The sequence below is a fragment of the Pseudarthrobacter chlorophenolicus A6 genome, from assembly GCF_000022025.1.
In the GTDB taxonomy this organism is placed as follows: domain Bacteria; phylum Actinomycetota; class Actinomycetes; order Actinomycetales; family Micrococcaceae; genus Arthrobacter; species Arthrobacter chlorophenolicus.
Genome location: NC_011879.1, coordinates 291,161 through 305,349 on the forward strand (window position 1 = coordinate 291,161; position 14,189 = coordinate 305,349).

General features: G+C 65.2%; 24 protein-coding genes and 1 pseudogene. 1 reads left to right on the forward strand and 24 read right to left on the reverse strand.

Annotated features, from left to right (window positions below):
* Nucleotides 1-4: 4 nt before the first annotated feature.
* From ACHL_RS21825 to ACHL_RS21870, 11 genes are all read right to left on the reverse strand, one after another.
* Complete coding sequence (locus tag ACHL_RS21825; RefSeq protein WP_139187286.1) at nucleotides 5-460, reverse strand: hypothetical protein; 456 nt, start codon at nucleotides 458-460, stop codon at nucleotides 5-7.
* Entirely contained in the window at nucleotides 457-849 is a 393-nt protein-coding gene (locus ACHL_RS21830) for a hypothetical protein (RefSeq protein WP_012623301.1), read from the reverse strand. Before ACHL_RS21830 ends, ACHL_RS21825 begins: the two co-directional genes overlap by 4 nt.
* Complete coding sequence (locus ACHL_RS21835; protein ID WP_043795079.1) at nucleotides 849-1,298, reverse strand: hypothetical protein; 450 nt, start codon at nucleotides 1,296-1,298, stop codon at nucleotides 849-851. Before ACHL_RS21835 ends, ACHL_RS21830 begins: the two co-directional genes overlap by 1 nt.
* 42 nt (nucleotides 1,299-1,340) lie before the next feature.
* On the reverse strand, nucleotides 1,341-1,535 hold the full coding sequence (locus ACHL_RS21840) for a hypothetical protein (protein ID WP_012623303.1): 195 nt from the start codon (nucleotides 1,533-1,535) through the stop codon (nucleotides 1,341-1,343).
* Nucleotides 1,536-1,537: 2 nt separating this feature from the next.
* Nucleotides 1,538-1,798, reverse strand: coding sequence for a hypothetical protein (locus ACHL_RS21845; RefSeq protein WP_012623304.1), 261 nt, complete (start codon nucleotides 1,796-1,798; stop codon nucleotides 1,538-1,540).
* Nucleotides 1,791-2,039: a hypothetical protein gene (locus tag ACHL_RS21850; RefSeq protein WP_012623305.1), complete on the reverse strand. Its 249-nt coding sequence runs from the start codon at nucleotides 2,037-2,039 to the stop codon at nucleotides 1,791-1,793. Before ACHL_RS21850 ends, ACHL_RS21845 begins: the two co-directional genes overlap by 8 nt.
* Before the next feature lie 42 nt (nucleotides 2,040-2,081).
* A complete protein-coding gene (locus ACHL_RS21855; RefSeq protein WP_012623306.1) occupies nucleotides 2,082-2,480 on the reverse strand; it encodes a hypothetical protein in 399 nt (132 codons plus the stop codon).
* Complete coding sequence (locus tag ACHL_RS21860; protein WP_012623307.1) at nucleotides 2,477-2,689, reverse strand: hypothetical protein; 213 nt, start codon at nucleotides 2,687-2,689, stop codon at nucleotides 2,477-2,479. Before ACHL_RS21860 ends, ACHL_RS21855 begins: the two co-directional genes overlap by 4 nt.
* Before the next feature lie 69 nt (nucleotides 2,690-2,758).
* Nucleotides 2,759-3,001 (reverse strand): hypothetical protein, encoded by a 243-nt coding sequence (locus ACHL_RS24385; RefSeq protein WP_139187287.1) that lies wholly within the window; start codon nucleotides 2,999-3,001, stop codon nucleotides 2,759-2,761.
* Nucleotides 2,998-3,237, reverse strand: coding sequence for a hypothetical protein (locus ACHL_RS21865; protein WP_012623308.1), 240 nt, complete (start codon nucleotides 3,235-3,237; stop codon nucleotides 2,998-3,000). The genes ACHL_RS24385 and ACHL_RS21865 overlap by 4 nt, the downstream gene beginning before the upstream one ends.
* Nucleotides 3,238-3,251: 14 nt before the next feature.
* The gene (locus ACHL_RS21870) at nucleotides 3,252-3,920 is read right to left on the reverse strand and encodes an RNA ligase family protein (RefSeq protein WP_157672514.1); all 669 of its coding nucleotides are present in this window, start codon (nucleotides 3,918-3,920) and stop codon (nucleotides 3,252-3,254) included.
* A gap of 240 nt (nucleotides 3,921-4,160) precedes the next feature.
* Between ACHL_RS21870 and ACHL_RS24965 the strand changes: the two are divergent.
* Nucleotides 4,161-4,283: pseudogene (locus ACHL_RS24965) on the forward strand (hypothetical protein); the annotation flags it as partial.
* Nucleotides 4,284-4,340: 57 nt separating this feature from the next.
* Here ACHL_RS24965 and ACHL_RS21875 read toward each other — a convergent pair.
* The 13 genes from ACHL_RS21875 to ligA all read right to left on the reverse strand — a co-directional run bounded on the left by ACHL_RS21875 (nucleotide 4,341) and on the right by ligA (nucleotide 14,158).
* Nucleotides 4,341-4,535: a hypothetical protein gene (locus ACHL_RS21875; protein ID WP_012623311.1), complete on the reverse strand. Its 195-nt coding sequence runs from the start codon at nucleotides 4,533-4,535 to the stop codon at nucleotides 4,341-4,343.
* The gene (locus ACHL_RS23600) at nucleotides 4,532-5,047 is read right to left on the reverse strand and encodes a Panacea domain-containing protein (protein ID WP_012623312.1); all 516 of its coding nucleotides are present in this window, start codon (nucleotides 5,045-5,047) and stop codon (nucleotides 4,532-4,534) included. The genes ACHL_RS21875 and ACHL_RS23600 overlap by 4 nt, the downstream gene beginning before the upstream one ends.
* Nucleotides 5,044-5,649, reverse strand: a complete 606-nt coding sequence (locus ACHL_RS21885) for a hypothetical protein (protein ID WP_012623313.1) — start codon at nucleotides 5,647-5,649, stop codon at nucleotides 5,044-5,046. Before ACHL_RS21885 ends, ACHL_RS23600 begins: the two co-directional genes overlap by 4 nt.
* A 28-nt stretch (nucleotides 5,650-5,677) precedes the next feature.
* A complete protein-coding gene (locus ACHL_RS21890) occupies nucleotides 5,678-5,908 on the reverse strand; it encodes a hypothetical protein (protein WP_050767211.1) in 231 nt (76 codons plus the stop codon).
* A 99-nt stretch (nucleotides 5,909-6,007) separates the two neighbouring features.
* Nucleotides 6,008-6,562: a hypothetical protein gene (locus ACHL_RS21895; protein ID WP_012623315.1), complete on the reverse strand. Its 555-nt coding sequence runs from the start codon at nucleotides 6,560-6,562 to the stop codon at nucleotides 6,008-6,010.
* Between the two features lie 56 nt (nucleotides 6,563-6,618).
* The gene (locus tag ACHL_RS21900) at nucleotides 6,619-8,451 is read right to left on the reverse strand and encodes a hypothetical protein (RefSeq protein ID WP_012623316.1); all 1,833 of its coding nucleotides are present in this window, start codon (nucleotides 8,449-8,451) and stop codon (nucleotides 6,619-6,621) included.
* A gap of 48 nt (nucleotides 8,452-8,499) precedes the next feature.
* Nucleotides 8,500-8,970, reverse strand: coding sequence for a hypothetical protein (locus ACHL_RS21905; protein WP_012623317.1), 471 nt, complete (start codon nucleotides 8,968-8,970; stop codon nucleotides 8,500-8,502).
* On the reverse strand, nucleotides 8,967-9,629 hold the full coding sequence (locus ACHL_RS21910; RefSeq protein WP_012623318.1) for a hypothetical protein: 663 nt from the start codon (nucleotides 9,627-9,629) through the stop codon (nucleotides 8,967-8,969). Before ACHL_RS21910 ends, ACHL_RS21905 begins: the two co-directional genes overlap by 4 nt.
* Nucleotides 9,626-10,057, reverse strand: coding sequence for a hypothetical protein (locus ACHL_RS21915; protein WP_012623319.1), 432 nt, complete (start codon nucleotides 10,055-10,057; stop codon nucleotides 9,626-9,628). The genes ACHL_RS21910 and ACHL_RS21915 overlap by 4 nt, the downstream gene beginning before the upstream one ends.
* 95 nt (nucleotides 10,058-10,152) lie before the next feature.
* Nucleotides 10,153-10,704: a hypothetical protein gene (locus ACHL_RS21920; protein WP_012623320.1), complete on the reverse strand. Its 552-nt coding sequence runs from the start codon at nucleotides 10,702-10,704 to the stop codon at nucleotides 10,153-10,155.
* Between the two features lie 46 nt (nucleotides 10,705-10,750).
* Nucleotides 10,751-11,284, reverse strand: coding sequence for a hypothetical protein (locus ACHL_RS21925; RefSeq protein ID WP_012623321.1), 534 nt, complete (start codon nucleotides 11,282-11,284; stop codon nucleotides 10,751-10,753).
* A gap of 47 nt (nucleotides 11,285-11,331) precedes the next feature.
* On the reverse strand, nucleotides 11,332-11,958 hold the full coding sequence (locus tag ACHL_RS21930; protein ID WP_043795086.1) for an HNH endonuclease: 627 nt from the start codon (nucleotides 11,956-11,958) through the stop codon (nucleotides 11,332-11,334).
* A 94-nt stretch (nucleotides 11,959-12,052) separates the two neighbouring features.
* Complete coding sequence (gene ligA, locus ACHL_RS21935) at nucleotides 12,053-14,158, reverse strand: NAD-dependent DNA ligase LigA (protein WP_012623323.1); 2,106 nt, start codon at nucleotides 14,156-14,158, stop codon at nucleotides 12,053-12,055.
* Nucleotides 14,159-14,189 lie beyond the last annotated feature (31 nt).

Genomic DNA, 14,189 nt, shown 5'->3' on the forward strand with positions numbered 1-14,189 from the left:
TTTGTTATTTGGTGGCCGTTGGGTGGCGAAGGTGGTTGGCTGCCTGGGTCCAGCCGAGATTTGTCTCATCACTCCACCTGAACCTTCCGGCGGTCCGCCGGTGGGCGACTTCTTCGTCGAGCTTGTCCGCCAGGCGCAGGCGCTCAGCGTCTGCAACACCGGCTGTCTCGGCGACGCCGGCTGCCTCCAGCAGGTCAGCGACATGGTAGGCGTGCTCGGCCCAGATGGCGTCGTCTCCGACCAGGTCGACGTGGCTGGACTGGAAGCCGCAACCCGTGCCCATGCAGTCGATAACGACAGTGCGGCCATCGGCGACTGCCGGCCGCGGCCAGTGGGTCACCAGCGTCTGGGCGATGATGTCCTTGCCAGTGGCGCAGGCGGGCCGGTGTGGGGTCTCGGCGGGCGGCTTCCATGGCTGGGGGCGGTCGCTCGGGCGGCCGGTGGTGTTGGTCTGCATCATGCCTCCGTTGCGGCGGTCAGGTCGGTGAACTTGTACACGTCCGAGGGGCGCCCGGCGTAGGTGACGGCGGGATCGACGGTAGACGCGGTCTCGGCGCGGCGGCCGTCCGCGGTCTTCCAGGATCCGGGGCGGTCGTTGACCCAGCCGTCCCAGTCACGGAGCCACTCGGTGCCGTCCGCGTCGACGGCACGGAATGCCGGGAGGCTCGGGGGTTGCGGGCCGGTGCTGCCCCACCCTTCACTGAACAGGTCCCGGACCTTCTTTTCTTCGACGATGGTGATGGAGCGGCGGGTGACCGGGGTGACGGCGTGGGGACAGCCGAGGTTGCAGACCTCGGCGTACTTGGCCCCTTTTTCGTCGATGGCAGCTACTGATCCGGCACGCAGCATTATGCCCTCCGAGCGATGAAGGCCAGGTTTTCAATGGCGGTGACGAGTTCGGTGTGGGAGGCGCCCTCGGTCTGGATGCCGAGTCGTTCCGCGGCGCCGTAGACGGCGTGCTGGAGCTTGACCAGGCGGGCCCGGTCGCCGACATGATCCTGCGGCGGGGTTGCGTGGATGCGGACTTCCAAGGCGGTGCGGACTGCCGTGGAGCCAGGGGTGCGCTGCTGGGTGGCGGCGTTCATGGCTTCGATGTCTGTCAGGTAGGCCCAGCTGAATGTGTCGTAGGGGATGTTGCCGGCGCTGGAGGTCCATCCCGCAGCGGTGTGCAGCATGATGCCTGTCGAGGTGCCGCCGCCGGATGCGAAGCGGTAGTGGAAGGACGCCACGGTGCCGATCGGGGGCTCCGTCTCAGGAATGGAGGGGAGGATCGGCTGGGTGGCTGCTTCTGTGCTCATGGCTCTCATGTGTGCGGAGGAGGAGAGAGCCCTTCCCGACAGCTATCTACGGAAGCGCTCGGCGATCACTCGCCCTGCGATGGCGGCAGGCACCAGGACGATGCTCGCGATCGCTACAGGTATCGCGAACAGTGCGGTGCCGATCAGGAGCGCGGCCGCAACTGGTGCTGGCGGAAGCTGGTCGTAGTCTTCGGATTCGCTGTCGAGAATCGACAGTCCGACGGTGGTTGATTCCATGGTTAGTCCTTTGCCGCTGGTGTCCGGACGATGCGGACGATCTTGTCGAGCGGGACGCCGAGGGGCATGCCCTGGGCGGTGCCGCGGGAGGAGACCGGCACGGAAACGAGAAGATCCCCGGTGCGGCCATGTTTGCGCATGTTGGTGGTGTCGGCGTCGGCCAGCGCGGTCCAGTGCTTCCCGCCCTTGCCGTGCACGAAGGTCTGGCCGGCCTTGATGTCCTGGGCCAGGACGAACTGCCGGGGAGCCAGCGGGTCACGCATGCTGGGCCTGCTTCTCGTCGCCGGGGTATGGGTTGGCGCGGTTGGGACCGACCTTGCCGTAGCCGTCGTGGCTGAAGTCGACCAACGCCGCGTACTCCTGGTCGGAGACACCGGCAAGGTAGCCTTCACGCCAGACAGCAGCGAAGTAGCCCGCGGCATCGGCTGCCTGCCTGCGGCCGGTGAGGCACCAGGTGAGCAGCGACGCGATGATGGCTGTGGCGAAGATGAGGGCGATGTCCATACCTGCAATGTGTGCGGAGGAATCGGCCAACCTCTCCGGAGGCTATCCTTTCGTGGTCTCCGCCTCATCCTGGGACCTGGCAGCCTCTTCGAGTGCTGAGTCGAGGGCGCGGCGGATGATCTTGGCTCGCTCGATGTCGGTTTTTCCGGCGCTGACAAACAGGACAGCGATGCGCGGCGTCAGGCGGAAGCGGAACCCGCGGCCGCCGGCGAGGAGCATGGAAAGGTATCCGCCACGATTGCCGCTGTGGGCGGCAGTCCATGTCTGAAAGCCTCCATTGCGGCCGACCTTTTCCGGAACCCGAATCTCCTGAAGCCTTGCCCATCTTCCGGCGGACCATTTCTCGTAGAGCAGCCACGCCCCAAAGAAGGCCGAAGCGGCTACTGCAAGCATCACTACGACGATGGGCAGCGCCAGGACTCCCCACCAAAAGTCGCTCATGCTGGGATAGCCATTTCAGCGCCGAACTGTGCGGAGTCGGCTTCGGGCCGGACGATGTACTGCAAGCCGCTCCGCTCCACCTCGACGTGCTTGCCGGCGAGGTTGATCTGCACGGAACCGTCTTCAAGGATGGTCAGCTGCATCAGGCCTTCGATAGTCGCCTGGGTGGAGCCGCCGACGGTTTCGACGGTGAACTGGGGGTGTGCCATGGTGCTGCCTTCCGGGCCGGGAGTGTTCTCCACGCCATGTGTGCGGAAGACGCGGGCTAGCTCCCCGGGCTACTTGACTTCGGCCAGGACCCTGAGCACCGCGGCGAGATTTTCGGACGGGGTTCCATTTGGCTCCCAGCGACCAAGGGACGCCGAGGCGATTTCGCCGTGCTCGGTGTAGGCCAGCTGGAGCAGCCAGCCTTGGCTGTGCCGGAAGTCATCGTGCAGCGGTCCTGCCCCACCGAGAGGTGTCCATGCCTTCGATCCGGCAGCAGCGGCGCGTATCCGGTGACGGGCACTGGAACCCCTCACTGCAGACCCAATTCGGCGCGCATCTGGTCCCGGAGTTCCGGGGCCACATAAGCGAGCCTCGGGTGGTAGGGCGCGATAGTGATGCCGTTGACCTCCTCATCGCGTTCCACGTACACGCCGTCGTTGGCCAGGCGGATGGTGATGTGGCCGTCGGAGATGCTCATCCAGAGGACTCCATCGACGGTGACCCGGGCGGAGTCGCCAGCGGTTTCGGTGGTGACTTTGTGATTGGCCATCGGGGAGCCTTTCGCTAGGAGTGCTTGACGAGCCACTTGTTGTTGATGGCCTTCATTCCGGTCCGGCCCTGGAGCTCGGGGATGCGGGTGCCGGCGGTGTTGTGCCAGACGATGCCTTCAGCCATGACCGCGGGATTCAGGGCGGACTTCATGCCTTCCACCTGCGCGAGGGCCTCATCGACGGTGGCGGGCAGTTCCAGGTCCAGGACCGGTGTGCCGATCTCTTCGATGGCAGCAGGCCATTCCGACCGGGGCACGAACACGCCATCGCGCAGGAGGTTGAAGGCGAGGAACTTCTTGCCGGCTTCCTTGAGAGTGTTCTTGGCGAGGACGCCGGCGCCGTACAGTTCACCCTGGACGGTGTACCCGACCGGGAGCCGGTCAAGGATGCTGTACTCTGCGGCGATCTTCCACGGCACAGTGGCCTCAGCCGGGCTGGCCGGCGCGGAGAACTCCCACTCGCGGCCGGCAACGCGCAAGACTCCGCCGTCGTTGATAAAGGTGGTGGACTCACCGTCCACCTTCTCGGTGGCAATCCAGTCGTAGTCGGCGCGGAGTTCGGTGAAAACATCGGTCAGGTTCTGGACGCGCTCGGCACCGGTCCTGGGTGCGAACCGGGTAGGAAACTCGCCGGACACCGTTCCGGCGATCTCAGCGGGGATTGGCTTCTCGTACTTCGTCACTCCGAGCACGGTGGCGAGGTCTTCGCCCTCGGCCAGGGATTCCAGTTCCGGGAACAGGCTGGCCGGCCGTCGGGGACAGGGTCGTCTACTTTGAGATCGACAGTCACTTGCCCATGGCCAGGCCCTGGGAGTAGATGCCGCGCATGCGGTGGCCGATCCCCGCTTCGCTTTCCTGGAACCACGCGGCGCCAAGACCTTCAACGGCCTCCACGGCCACGTCCTCAAGACCGCCCGAGGGGCATGGAAACCCTCGAAGCCGTGCGCCCTCTCGCCACCGTTGAAACTGTCACTGCGATGCTCCCGATCGAAAACGCTGACTTTATCGCAGCGGCCAAGGTCCGCGGCTGGAACCTGGTCGTGAAAAAGGACGAGGTCGCCCCTCATGTGTGGGGCGGCGGCCGTAACGCTCACCGGCAGGGGCTACTCGAAGTGCAGCTGCCATTCCTCGCGCGCTTCATCTGCGGACTCCGGCCAGTTCTGGATCCAGGCGCTGGCTTGGGCACCACAGCTGCATTTCCAGTGCCACCCGGCGTAGTCGTCGTCCGGCAGGGATGCGGTCGCGTAGCGGGGGCCGATCAGGGTGTGCCCTGTTGTCTCGGCCGCCGGCGCCGTCATGGCCAGACCCGCAGGGCTTCGTCAGTGTACCGGGCCATGAACCTGTTGGCGTACGCGGTCTGGTCGTCAGGCGCGTCGTCGAGTGCCTTAAAGAAAGCCTTCATGTCGGCCAGGTCGAGGACCGGCTCTGGATCCTCGGCGGTTTTTCGTGCCATCGCCAAGATGCAGGGGGCCTCCCTGCCGGCCAGTTCGCCCATGCTGATCCCGGACATGTGACCGTAGGAGTTGAAGACGTAGCTGACTATCTCCGCGGAGTGACCAGTGATGGCGTGGGCGTTGCCGGCGGGCCACGAATCCTCCGTGCACCCGTCCTTCTGGAGTGGGAACAGTGCGTGCGCTACTGGCCCGGTCTTCCGGATGCGGATCTCCTCGGCGAACAGGGGAGTGCCGGCGGAGGCCAGGTGCCAGCCCTGCGCGTAGTAGGTCATGCGGTGGATCGCAGACGTGCTCAGGTGCCCGCGTGCCTGGGCGAGCAGGAAGGCGACGACGTCATGGACGGAAACAGAGGTCATGGGGTTTCTTTCCGGGGTGCGCGGGTCATGTCGAGGTTGGCATATGCCCATTCCAGGGCGTCAGGATCCTCGGGGGCTCCGTAGTTGGCGACCTTGTTGAGCCGGGTGTACATGGCCCGGGAGGTCTCGTCCTGCCGCCGGGTGGGTGAGGCCTGCAGGTAGCCGACGAAGTATGGCCATTTCGGGTCGTGAGCCTCGCAGCGGGTATCTTCGCTCATCTCATCCCCGGTCATTGTATGGAAGGTCGGAATTCCGCAGACGGTGCAGCGGATGTCCAGCTGCTCGGCGGTGAAGACTCTGGCCCCGAACTGGCCGCAGAGTTTGCAGAAGCCTCCGCCGTTCCTGTAGCCACGGGCTTCCCACAGGTGCTGGGTACATTCCAGGAAAGCCTGGAGCTTGGCCCAGCAGGCGTCATCGGCCTCGGCCAGGGTGAGGCCTTCTCCGCGGATGAAGGAGTTGCCGGTGGCACACTCCACGAAGGCCGTTCTGTAGTTCTTGCCGCCGGGCACGATGACGAGACCTTCGGTGCCGCCCTGGACGAAGACGTTGCCGTAGTCGTGGGGCGATTCGAAAAACCCGGGGTCGAGCGGGATGTTGGTCATATCGGCCTTCGGCTTGAGCCGTCCGCCTTCAGGAGGCGAACGAGCGGGGGATGTCGAGTCCGGCGCGGCGGAGCTTGGCCAGTAGGTTGCTGTGGGCGCGGCGGTCGCCGGGGGTTCCGGAATAAAAGACCGGCGGGGTTTCCCGGTACGGCGAGCAGAACTTCACATGTCCGGAGTTGGTGCGGTCGAATTCCCAGCCCTGGGATTCAGCTAATTTGACGAGGTTGCGGAGGTCTTTGGGAGTGCTGATCTTTGCCATGCACGTCATGTGTGCGGCGGATGCGGGCTTCCTCACCATTCCAGACACACGTGAGGACACGCCGCCCATAGAAGGCCAAACGGGTCCTCGGCGGTGGCGTCAGGAGACGACCAGGACCTCATTGCTTCCTGCGTACTCGTCGTCGTCTTCAGTCTCAGGGCAGAAGGAAATCGCGATGTCGGTAAGCACGTGGGGCCTGGTCATGGACCTCAAAGCCTGCGCGGCGCTGATCATGTTCGGGGCGGTCAGCTTCAGCTGTCCACTAACCTCGGAGACTACTTCGTCATCGGCCTCGGTCTGCAGGGAAAGGGACAGCGTGAAGGTGCGGAACGGGGTGACAATTTCCGCGGCGGCGTGGCGCATGACGGGGGCCGCTTCTTCGAGTGAGCCGAACCCCTCCAGCTTCTCCTCGTCGATGTTCTCGAGGAGGATGGCCATGACGTTGTCGTGAACTTCCTCATCGTGGACGTAGCTGAGCAGCCCGAGCAGGTTCGCGTAGGTGTCGGAGACCGCGTCAACGGTGATCCTCGGGCGGGTGCCGTCAGGGTTGTTGGGCACCTCCATGGAAGAGGGGATGTCAATGGTGACGCTGAACTTGGCGGGCTCGTCGCCGGCGGGGTGGGCGGCCAGGTAATTACGGTCAAGGGTTCTCATAAGCCCTCATGTGTGCGGAACCTGGCCGGCCCCTCCCCGTGCCGGCGTGCTCTGTCTCAGATGTCCATATCGTCATGCAGTCCGACGGTCGCGAAGACGATCCTGCCGTCGGTTCCGCGCCAAAAGTGCATGCGCCGGGCGGAGGCGGTCTTCACCTGCAATGCCACCCGCCAGGCGGTGCCCAGTTCCGGGTCCTCGACGAACGATGACGTTCCGGAGATGCCGCCGCGCAGGCGGTGCATGTCCCGGCCCGGCAGCGCGTCGGCCAGCCCTGTGAGCACCTCGACGGCAACGGCTACGATCTTGGACCGGTCAATGCCCTGGATCTCCTCGACCGAGGCCAGGAACCCCTCAGCGAATCCGTAGTCCGCCAGGGGAGAGTCAGACTTGGAGCCGGCCGGGATGCGGGTTGCCCATTCGAGATAGATCTCGTGGCGGAACTGGTCCTCGGGGTCGCTGAAGAGGGGACCGGTGTCGGCGACGTCATCGATGTCCCTGGCCATCTGCCTGGCGCGGTCGGCGCGGGCGCGTTCCTTGCGGACGTCTTCCCGCAGCCGCTCGATCGTGTGGGCCATGCGGGCGTTCTCGGCGGCAAGCTCATCAGCATCGGACATCGCCCGACGGTGGTCGCGCAGCATGTCCACGCGCTCACGGGTCAGCAGCGCGACCTGGGAGCGGAGGCGCTCCAGCTCGGCACCGCCCAGCGCTGGTGAGGGCAGTGGCGCGGCGTCCGTCTCTGCGACGGAGTCCAGCAGGAGGGCTTCGAGTTCGCCGCTCAGGCGCGCGTTTTCCGCGGACAGATGTTCAAGCCGGGACCGGACGGCGTCGAGGGCGGTGAACGGGTCGATGTCGGCTGGGTCAACAGCGTCCTGCCGCTCTGCGGTATCGGGTGCCTGTATGCCGGCGGCACCCGTGGGTTCGGCTGCCGGCGGCGCAGAAGGTGATGGCTCCCAGCGGATCCAGGGGTCCCCGCCGATCACGAAGGGAAGGGCGTCCGTTATCTCGTCCGGGTCGGTGACGGTGCCGAGTTTCCACGCCTTGCCGTCGGCGCGGCCGGAGAGTTCGATATGGACGGCGATCACCGAACCGACCGGCTCGTCGTTCGCGTGGCGCACGGACAGGCCCGGGAACAGTGCGACGGTCTTGTGGGATGTGACCAGGGCCGGCTGCACGGTTCCACGGGCAGCGTGGTCGGCGGCGTCCCCGGGTGTATGCAGTCCCTCGGTGATGGTGAAGATCCCGTCGCGAACAGTGCCAGTGACCTTCTGGGAGGGGCTGAACAGACGCTGCGGGCTGATTCCCGGCGCCAACAGCGAGGTGTCGATGCGGGCAATGCCGTCCTCGAGTTTGATAAGCACACCGTCCGGTTCCAGGATGACGGAGACGGTCCCTTCGACGGCGGCAGAGACGGTCGGCCGTGGAGCGCTGGTGGTAGTTACCTTCACCGGAACGAGGGCTTCCATGGCTGCCACATCATCGGCCAGCAAGGAGATGGCTGCCCGACCTTCCTCTTCGGTGTAGGCCAGGCGGACCATGGACTTGGCCGTATTGTTCGCCCAGGAGTTGCCCGGTGGGTAGCACCGTGCCGCGCCGCCGTACACGGAAGTGTCCCAGGGCATCGCGTCCTGAAAGTCGTAGGCGAGGCTGGCTGAGCCCAGCAGATAGACGTCGGCGTCGGGGCCGAGTCGCTTCGCCAGGTCGGCGGGCCTGATTAGCGGACCGTTCTTCGTGGTGGACACGACCACAGCCGGGCGTTCCCGTTCCGGGTGGAGCAGCATCGCGGCCAGCTCTTTCGCGTCGCGGGTGGTGTTGATGGAGCGGTACAGGCTGGAGATGTCGTTCATGGCGATGCTCAAAGGTCCTCCGTCGGGGTGTGCATTTGTCACCATGTGGGCGGGCTCCTCAATCAGCCTACCCACGGGTAGCTAGGAATCTGGTTAGGCGGGCGGGTGCGGTATCAGAGACATGCCAAGGCACGTCGGGCAGGTTTCCCACTCGTACTTGGGGGACAGGAGGTACGCGAGCCCCTTCGACGTGTTCACACCCAGCACGCGGCCGGAACAACGGCACGTCGGGCACGGCCGTCCGCGCTCCTGACGGGCCCATTCCTCCACGGCCTCGTAAACACAGTCGCTTCCAGGGCCGTCCAGGAGCCCTGCCTCCTCATCGAACGCCAGACCGTATGGGGTCCAGTCGCCTGGGCTTCGGTCGAGTTCGTAGTCGCCGTCCCAGGAGTTGATGACCCACCAGAGCGCACAGGTGGCGCCGTTGGGCATCGTGATCTTGTAGGCGTTCCGTGTCTCGTCGTCGACCTTCTCTATGGAGTGGACAGCAGCCGGCTGGGGCAAGTGCTCGGGCCAGTTCTTCCAGGGACTTGGCTGGGACTTGTCGGGGTGAGGAAGTGTCATGCGGCATTCCGCTCCGCCGTGGAGGCCATCGCGTATGCGGCCAGCTCCTCGTGCTGGGCATCAACCAGGTCGCCGACCCACTCCGGGAGGTCAGGATCGTGCCGGAGGCGGGTTCCGCCCCACTGTGCAGTGGAGCGGTCGCTGCGGCCGGCCGAGTGTGAATAGACGTTGTACCGGTGGTCCCGTTCGGGCCGGTCCGGGTAAAAGCTCCACCAAATGTCCAGGTCGACCGGGGTGAATGGGCGGCCGCGCCTGTCACCGACAGGGGAACCGTCCTCGATCGTCCAACGGCGGCTAAGGCCGTAGCCCCAGAAGTCGGAAGCCCCGGTGTCCGCGGAAGTCTTGTTGTTGTGAAGGTCGGCGCGGACCACGTCCGCCAGTTCCCGCACCCACTGCGGCATGGCAGCCGGGTACCGGCCGCCGTCAGCATCCCAGGCAGCGAAATTGCGGTCCCGGTCCTCTCTCTTGGCCGGCCAGGCATGACTCCGGCAAGATTCCGGCCTCCGGCCCCCGCTGAGCTGCCACCAGATGCGCAGGTCCGCAGGGACGAACTCCACCGTGGGGTACAGCGGGTGGGTGAGGACCGGCTCGGCGTCGGTGAGGTTCCAGCGGCGTTCCAGCGAACGGTCCCAGGTGGTATCCACCATGGTCAGTTTCATTCCGGCTTCCCCAGGTCGTTGAACTGGACAATTGTGGGCATGTGGAAGAACTCGTCGTCGGTCACCCAGAGGGCCACGTTGTGCCCAAGCAGGCGGCTGAGCGCCGTGCTCATGACTGTCGGTTCCAATGAATCGCTCGGGGGCGTGAAGGCGCTGCCACCGTGCACGGCGTCGCCGTCCCCGCTGGTTACGTAGCTGACCCGGTCGCAATAGCCGTGGCCTACCGGTTCGCAGGAGATGTGCCGGATAGTGGCGTTTATCCGGCGGACTTTCGGCTGATGGGCCGGGCCGGCAGCCTCGTCGGCGCATTCCATGACCATCTTCACGATGTCTTTGATGTGGTCGCGCGGGACTTCGACGAGTTGGCGCTTCATGACCAGGTCGGTGACGACTTCGAGGTTGGTTGCTGAGGCGGTTGAGGTTTCCATGCACCACATGTGTGCGGAGGAAACGGAGTCGCTGCCCGTCCACCGGCGAGGTGAAAGTGGGTGAATCTGGTGAATTTGGTGAATCCGAGAGCGGCTTACCAGTCGCGCTCTTCGGTTGCAATGACCACAACGCCGCCGTCCACGCGGATGCCGGCGACGTGCTGATGACTCGACTCGCCATAGTAGGCAACCCAAAGGCCGGTGCTGTCGGTGACCGGATAGTCCCCGCCTTTGTATCCGGTGATGCCGTTCTTGCGGAAGCGACGCAGGTCTTTGAGGACATCGGCCACAGTTTTGGGCTCGCGGCCTTGTGGACCGATCCTCAGCTCATCGTGATAGCCGCGGTACGAACTGATCTCCCCTGGATGGGACTTGCTGCCGTAGTACTCGACCAGAACAGCGGCGTTGCGGGGCTGCTTGGCGAGGGCGGCAATTACGGCGACGACAGTAGACGCCTCGACCTGCTCGCCTATGGCCGGCTGTTTGAGCTTGGCCGGGGAAATCAGGTAAGTCAGGCGTTCCACTTCCGCGAGGAGAGCTTCTTGGGAGGCCTCCAGCATGTGCTGGTGGGCGCGACCCTCTTTGGCTTTCTGGGCAACGTAGCGGTGGTGGTTGATGTCGAAGGCGGGGAGCTTTTGGGTTTCCATGGACTCAATGTGTGCGGAGGAAGGCCCGGGACTACCCAGTCCCGGATCAGGGGCGCTCTTCGGTCAGGACGACAACAGAGGGTCCATCATTGCGGATCCCAACGATGTGCAGATTGCTGGGCTCGCGGTATTTGGCTACCCATACTCCGGTCCCGTCATGAGCCGAGCGTTCTACGCCTGGGCGGGTGAAGCCGTTGGCGCGGATGTCGCGAAGGATGTCGAGCAGCTGGGCCGCGGTCTTGGGATCGGTGCCGTCAGGGGTGAGTGCCAGGTCGTTGTGCCAGCTGCGGCAGTATGTGGCTTTGCCGAATTGCGCCAGCGTTCCGCCGTAGTCGAGGAGCACTTCGGCAGCCGGATCGCAGGCAGCCAGAGCTTCAATGAGCGTCCCGAGATCGGTGGCTGCGGTAATGCTGTGGTCGTACTCCTTGAGTGCGGCCACTATCCGGGAGGCGCTGGCCGAGTGGCAGTATGCGACGACCCCGCCCGCGGCCTGGTCCACGATCTGATAGGTGGCGTCTCCGTAAGGGCGCGAGGCGGTGTTGTCTGCCGCGGGTTCGGCGTAGATGTCCATGGCCCTCATGTGTACGGATCCGTAAGAATCCATGCTCAACAGCACTGCGACAAAGGTCAGGTCAGCCAGGTGATCGTAGACGGATCCAGGGAATTTCGGCGGGACCGCTTTGGCGGACCCACGAGTCGCCTCCGTCGTTCCGCGCGCAGGCGTGACTCCGCCTGGCGCCAGTCCTGACCGTCACACAGCCGTGCCGGCTCGTCTGGCGCGACACGCTCCAGGAAGAGCACCTGCACGAAATCCATCTGCTCGGTGCTGGCCGGAACCAGGCTCTCGGCCGTCTTGCCGTGGTGGCAGTCCTTGCAGAGCAGCTGGAGGTTCTCGGGGTCGTTCGAGTCGCCGTCGATGTGGTCGATCTCCTCGCCGGGACCACCGCAACTGACGCATACCTTGTCGCGCTCTTTGACCAGAGTGCGGGTCTCGGCAGGGATGGTCCGGGCCTGACCGTGATACCCGCCGGCCAGCAGGTGGGCGATCTGGATCTGGACGGCGTAGCGGACCTCCGGGTCCGTCTCGAAGCGGCCGTCCCGCACTGCGGACCGCCAGTAGCGGACAAGAGCGGCGGTGTCCCTGCACAGCTCCGAGCAAAAGAGGTGGGGCCGGTGGTTGGGGTCGCCAGGCAACTGCTCGAAGCAGTTCGCACAATGGTCCGGTTGGAAGCCCTCGACATGTTCTGCAGTCACAGCTGATTCTGACATGGGGACCGGCACCCACGGTGCGGAAATGGAAGAGGGCCTTCCCGTCGTTCCGGAAAGACCCTCTTCTTGTGCGTTGCGGCTAGACCTCGCCGTCCTCGACCATCTGAGCGAACTCGTCCGGGGTAACGATGCGGATGCCGAGCTCCTGTGCTTTGAGGAATTTGCTGGAACCGGGTTCTCCGCAAACCAGCAGGTCGGTGGTCTTGGAGACGGAGCCGGAGGCCTTGCCGCCCTTGGCCTCGATCAGCTCCTGCACCCCGGACCTGGAGAGGGACCCGAGCGGGCTGCCCTTCACCGAGCCGGTGACGACCACGTTCATGGGCTTGCCGTCCGGCTTGGTCAGCTTCGGGGCCTTGGCGCCCGCGGCCGGGGCTGCCTTCGGGGCACCCATGTTGACGCCAGCTTCCCGGAGCTTTGCGATGACAGGTGCGTTCTTCTTCAGCTGCTCGTGGATGACCTCGGCCTTCTTCTGGCCGATGCCTTCGACGTTCGCCAGCTGCGAGACCGTGGCGGCCTGGAGGGCCTCCATCGTGCCGAACTCGGCGGCCAGGCGGCGGCCGAAGGTGCGTCCCGTGAACCGCATCGACAAGGCGGTGATGACCCGGTTCAGCGGCTGAGACTTGGCCTTCTCGATCTCGGCCATGATCTTGGCGGCGTTCTTCTGCCCCAGGGTGCGGGTGCCGCCGGTGGAGGTTTCACCGAGTTCTACCTCGGCGAGTTGATCTTCGCCGAGGTAGAACAGGTCGGAGACGTCCTTGACCAGGTCCTTCTCGATCAGCGCGTCACCGATGGAACCACCCAGGCCCTCGATGTCCAGGCCGGCGTCGCGGGATGCAGCATACGAGATGCGGCCTGACACGGAGCATTCCGGGGTGTGGCAGCGCCAGAGCTCGGTGCTCTTGTCGAACGGCTCGGAGCACTGCGGGCAGACCGACGGCGGCTGCCACGGCTGGGAGCTTTCATCTCGGAGATCGGCACGGGGCAGGTGGACCTGGGGGATGATGTCGTTCGCCTTGTAGGCAGATACAGTGTCGCCGATGCGCATGTCCGCGGCCTGGAGATGGCCGACGTTGTGCAGGGAGGCGTACTCGACGACGGAACCGTCCACCTCGACCGGGGTCAGCCGGGCACGGATGGACAGGCGGCCGGTCTTGCCGATGTTGTATTCGATGTCCTCGATGACCGTGGGCTCTTCCACGGCCGGGTACTTGTACGCCACGGCCCACTTGGGAGCCCGGGAGCCTTCACCCAGTTCTGCACGCTCCGCTGCCGTGTTCACCTTGAGGACCGCTCCATCCATGAGGAAGTTCAACCCCTTGCGTTCGGCACCGAGGGCGGCGATGGCGGCCATCGGGTCTTCGGCGTCCAGGACCGACTGCGGCAGCAGGGACCGGGCGGTCGTGAAGCCCATGCCTTCCAGCTGCTGCATCGAGTCGAGGTGGTCTGCTTTCTCATCGATCGTTGTGGAGTACGCGGCGAAGGAGAACAGGCCGGCATAGGAGCCGTCCTGCTTGTTCAGCATCCCGGCGACGCCGTTGCGGGCGTTGGCGAAGGGCGCCTTGCCGGCGGCCTGGCGGATGGCGTTGGCCTTGGCCTTGTTCTCGTCATTCAGGTACAGCTCGCCGCGGACCTCGTAGTCGCCGTCCCCTGCCATCTCGGGAAGACCATCAACACCGCGGACACGGTCGGTGACGTCCTCGCCGGTGTAACCGTCACCGCGGCGGGCGGCTCGGACCATCTTGCCGTTCTCGTAGCGGACACTAATCGCCAGACCGTCGATCTTGGGTTCGATGACAGCCTTCGGGTGCTTGGCCGCGAACTCGATGACAGCGTCCTCGCCCGGCTTCTCCAGCGACTTCATCGGGGTGGCGTGCTCGACGTCTCCGCCGCCGGCGCCGCCGTGGCCGATCGTGTCGTGCAGGTCGTGCTCCGGCTCGATGCCGTTCGCTGCCTCGTGGGAGGCGATCTTGGCGAGCAGCCTGTCGAACTCGGCGTCGTTCATTTCTTCGACGTCGGTCGTCTCGTAGGCCTTGGCAGCGGAGAGCGCGGTCGTGACGGCTGCCTGGTACTCCTCCTCGCTGCCGAATGTGGCGAGGCCGATGCCCGGTTCTGCGTGGTTCGTGGCGGCGAACTGGCCGCCGACGGGGACGCCGGATGGTTGCCGGTTCTGGGGTGCTGGGCTCATGGTTTTCCTTCGCTGTTGAGCGCTGTTTCGA

Bases quoted from the DNA above. Each gene is read 5' to 3' on its own strand.
- ACHL_RS21910 (WP_012623318.1), bottom strand. From the start codon at position 9,629: ATGAAACTGACCATGGTGGATACCACCTGGGACCGTTCGCTGGAACGC.
- ACHL_RS21830 (WP_012623301.1), bottom strand. From the start codon at position 849: ATGCTGCGTGCCGGATCAGTAGCTGCCATCGACGAAAAAGGGGCCAAG.
- ACHL_RS21860 (WP_012623307.1), bottom strand. From the start codon at position 2,689: ATGGCACACCCCCAGTTCACCGTCGAAACCGTCGGCGGCTCCACCCAG.
- ACHL_RS21850 (WP_012623305.1), bottom strand. From the start codon at position 2,039: ATGGACATCGCCCTCATCTTCGCCACAGCCATCATCGCGTCGCTGCTC.
- ACHL_RS21825 (WP_139187286.1), bottom strand. From the start codon at position 460: ATGATGCAGACCAACACCACCGGCCGCCCGAGCGACCGCCCCCAGCCA.
- ACHL_RS21900 (WP_012623316.1), bottom strand. From the start codon at position 8,451: ATGGTGACAAATGCACACCCCGACGGAGGACCTTTGAGCATCGCCATG.
- ACHL_RS21895 (WP_012623315.1), bottom strand. From the start codon at position 6,562: ATGAGAACCCTTGACCGTAATTACCTGGCCGCCCACCCCGCCGGCGAC.
- ligA (WP_012623323.1), bottom strand. From the start codon at position 14,158: ATGAGCCCAGCACCCCAGAACCGGCAACCATCCGGCGTCCCCGTCGGC.
- ACHL_RS21920 (WP_012623320.1), bottom strand. From the start codon at position 10,704: ATGGAAACCCAAAAGCTCCCCGCCTTCGACATCAACCACCACCGCTAC.
- ACHL_RS21885 (WP_012623313.1), bottom strand. From the start codon at position 5,649: ATGACCAACATCCCGCTCGACCCCGGGTTTTTCGAATCGCCCCACGAC.
- ACHL_RS21845 (WP_012623304.1), bottom strand. From the start codon at position 1,798: ATGCGTGACCCGCTGGCTCCCCGGCAGTTCGTCCTGGCCCAGGACATC.
- ACHL_RS21840 (WP_012623303.1), bottom strand. From the start codon at position 1,535: ATGGAATCAACCACCGTCGGACTGTCGATTCTCGACAGCGAATCCGAA.
- ACHL_RS21890 (WP_050767211.1), bottom strand. From the start codon at position 5,908: ATGGCAAAGATCAGCACTCCCAAAGACCTCCGCAACCTCGTCAAATTA.
- ACHL_RS21905 (WP_012623317.1), bottom strand. From the start codon at position 8,970: ATGACACTTCCTCACCCCGACAAGTCCCAGCCAAGTCCCTGGAAGAAC.
- ACHL_RS21915 (WP_012623319.1), bottom strand. From the start codon at position 10,057: ATGGAAACCTCAACCGCCTCAGCAACCAACCTCGAAGTCGTCACCGAC.
- ACHL_RS21835 (WP_043795079.1), bottom strand. From the start codon at position 1,298: ATGAGCACAGAAGCAGCCACCCAGCCGATCCTCCCCTCCATTCCTGAG.
- ACHL_RS21855 (WP_012623306.1), bottom strand. From the start codon at position 2,480: ATGAGCGACTTTTGGTGGGGAGTCCTGGCGCTGCCCATCGTCGTAGTG.
- ACHL_RS21925 (WP_012623321.1), bottom strand. From the start codon at position 11,284: ATGAGGGCCATGGACATCTACGCCGAACCCGCGGCAGACAACACCGCC.
- ACHL_RS23600 (WP_012623312.1), bottom strand. From the start codon at position 5,047: ATGACCTCTGTTTCCGTCCATGACGTCGTCGCCTTCCTGCTCGCCCAG.
- ACHL_RS21865 (WP_012623308.1), bottom strand. From the start codon at position 3,237: ATGGCCAATCACAAAGTCACCACCGAAACCGCTGGCGACTCCGCCCGG.
- ACHL_RS21875 (WP_012623311.1), bottom strand. From the start codon at position 4,535: ATGACGGCGCCGGCGGCCGAGACAACAGGGCACACCCTGATCGGCCCC.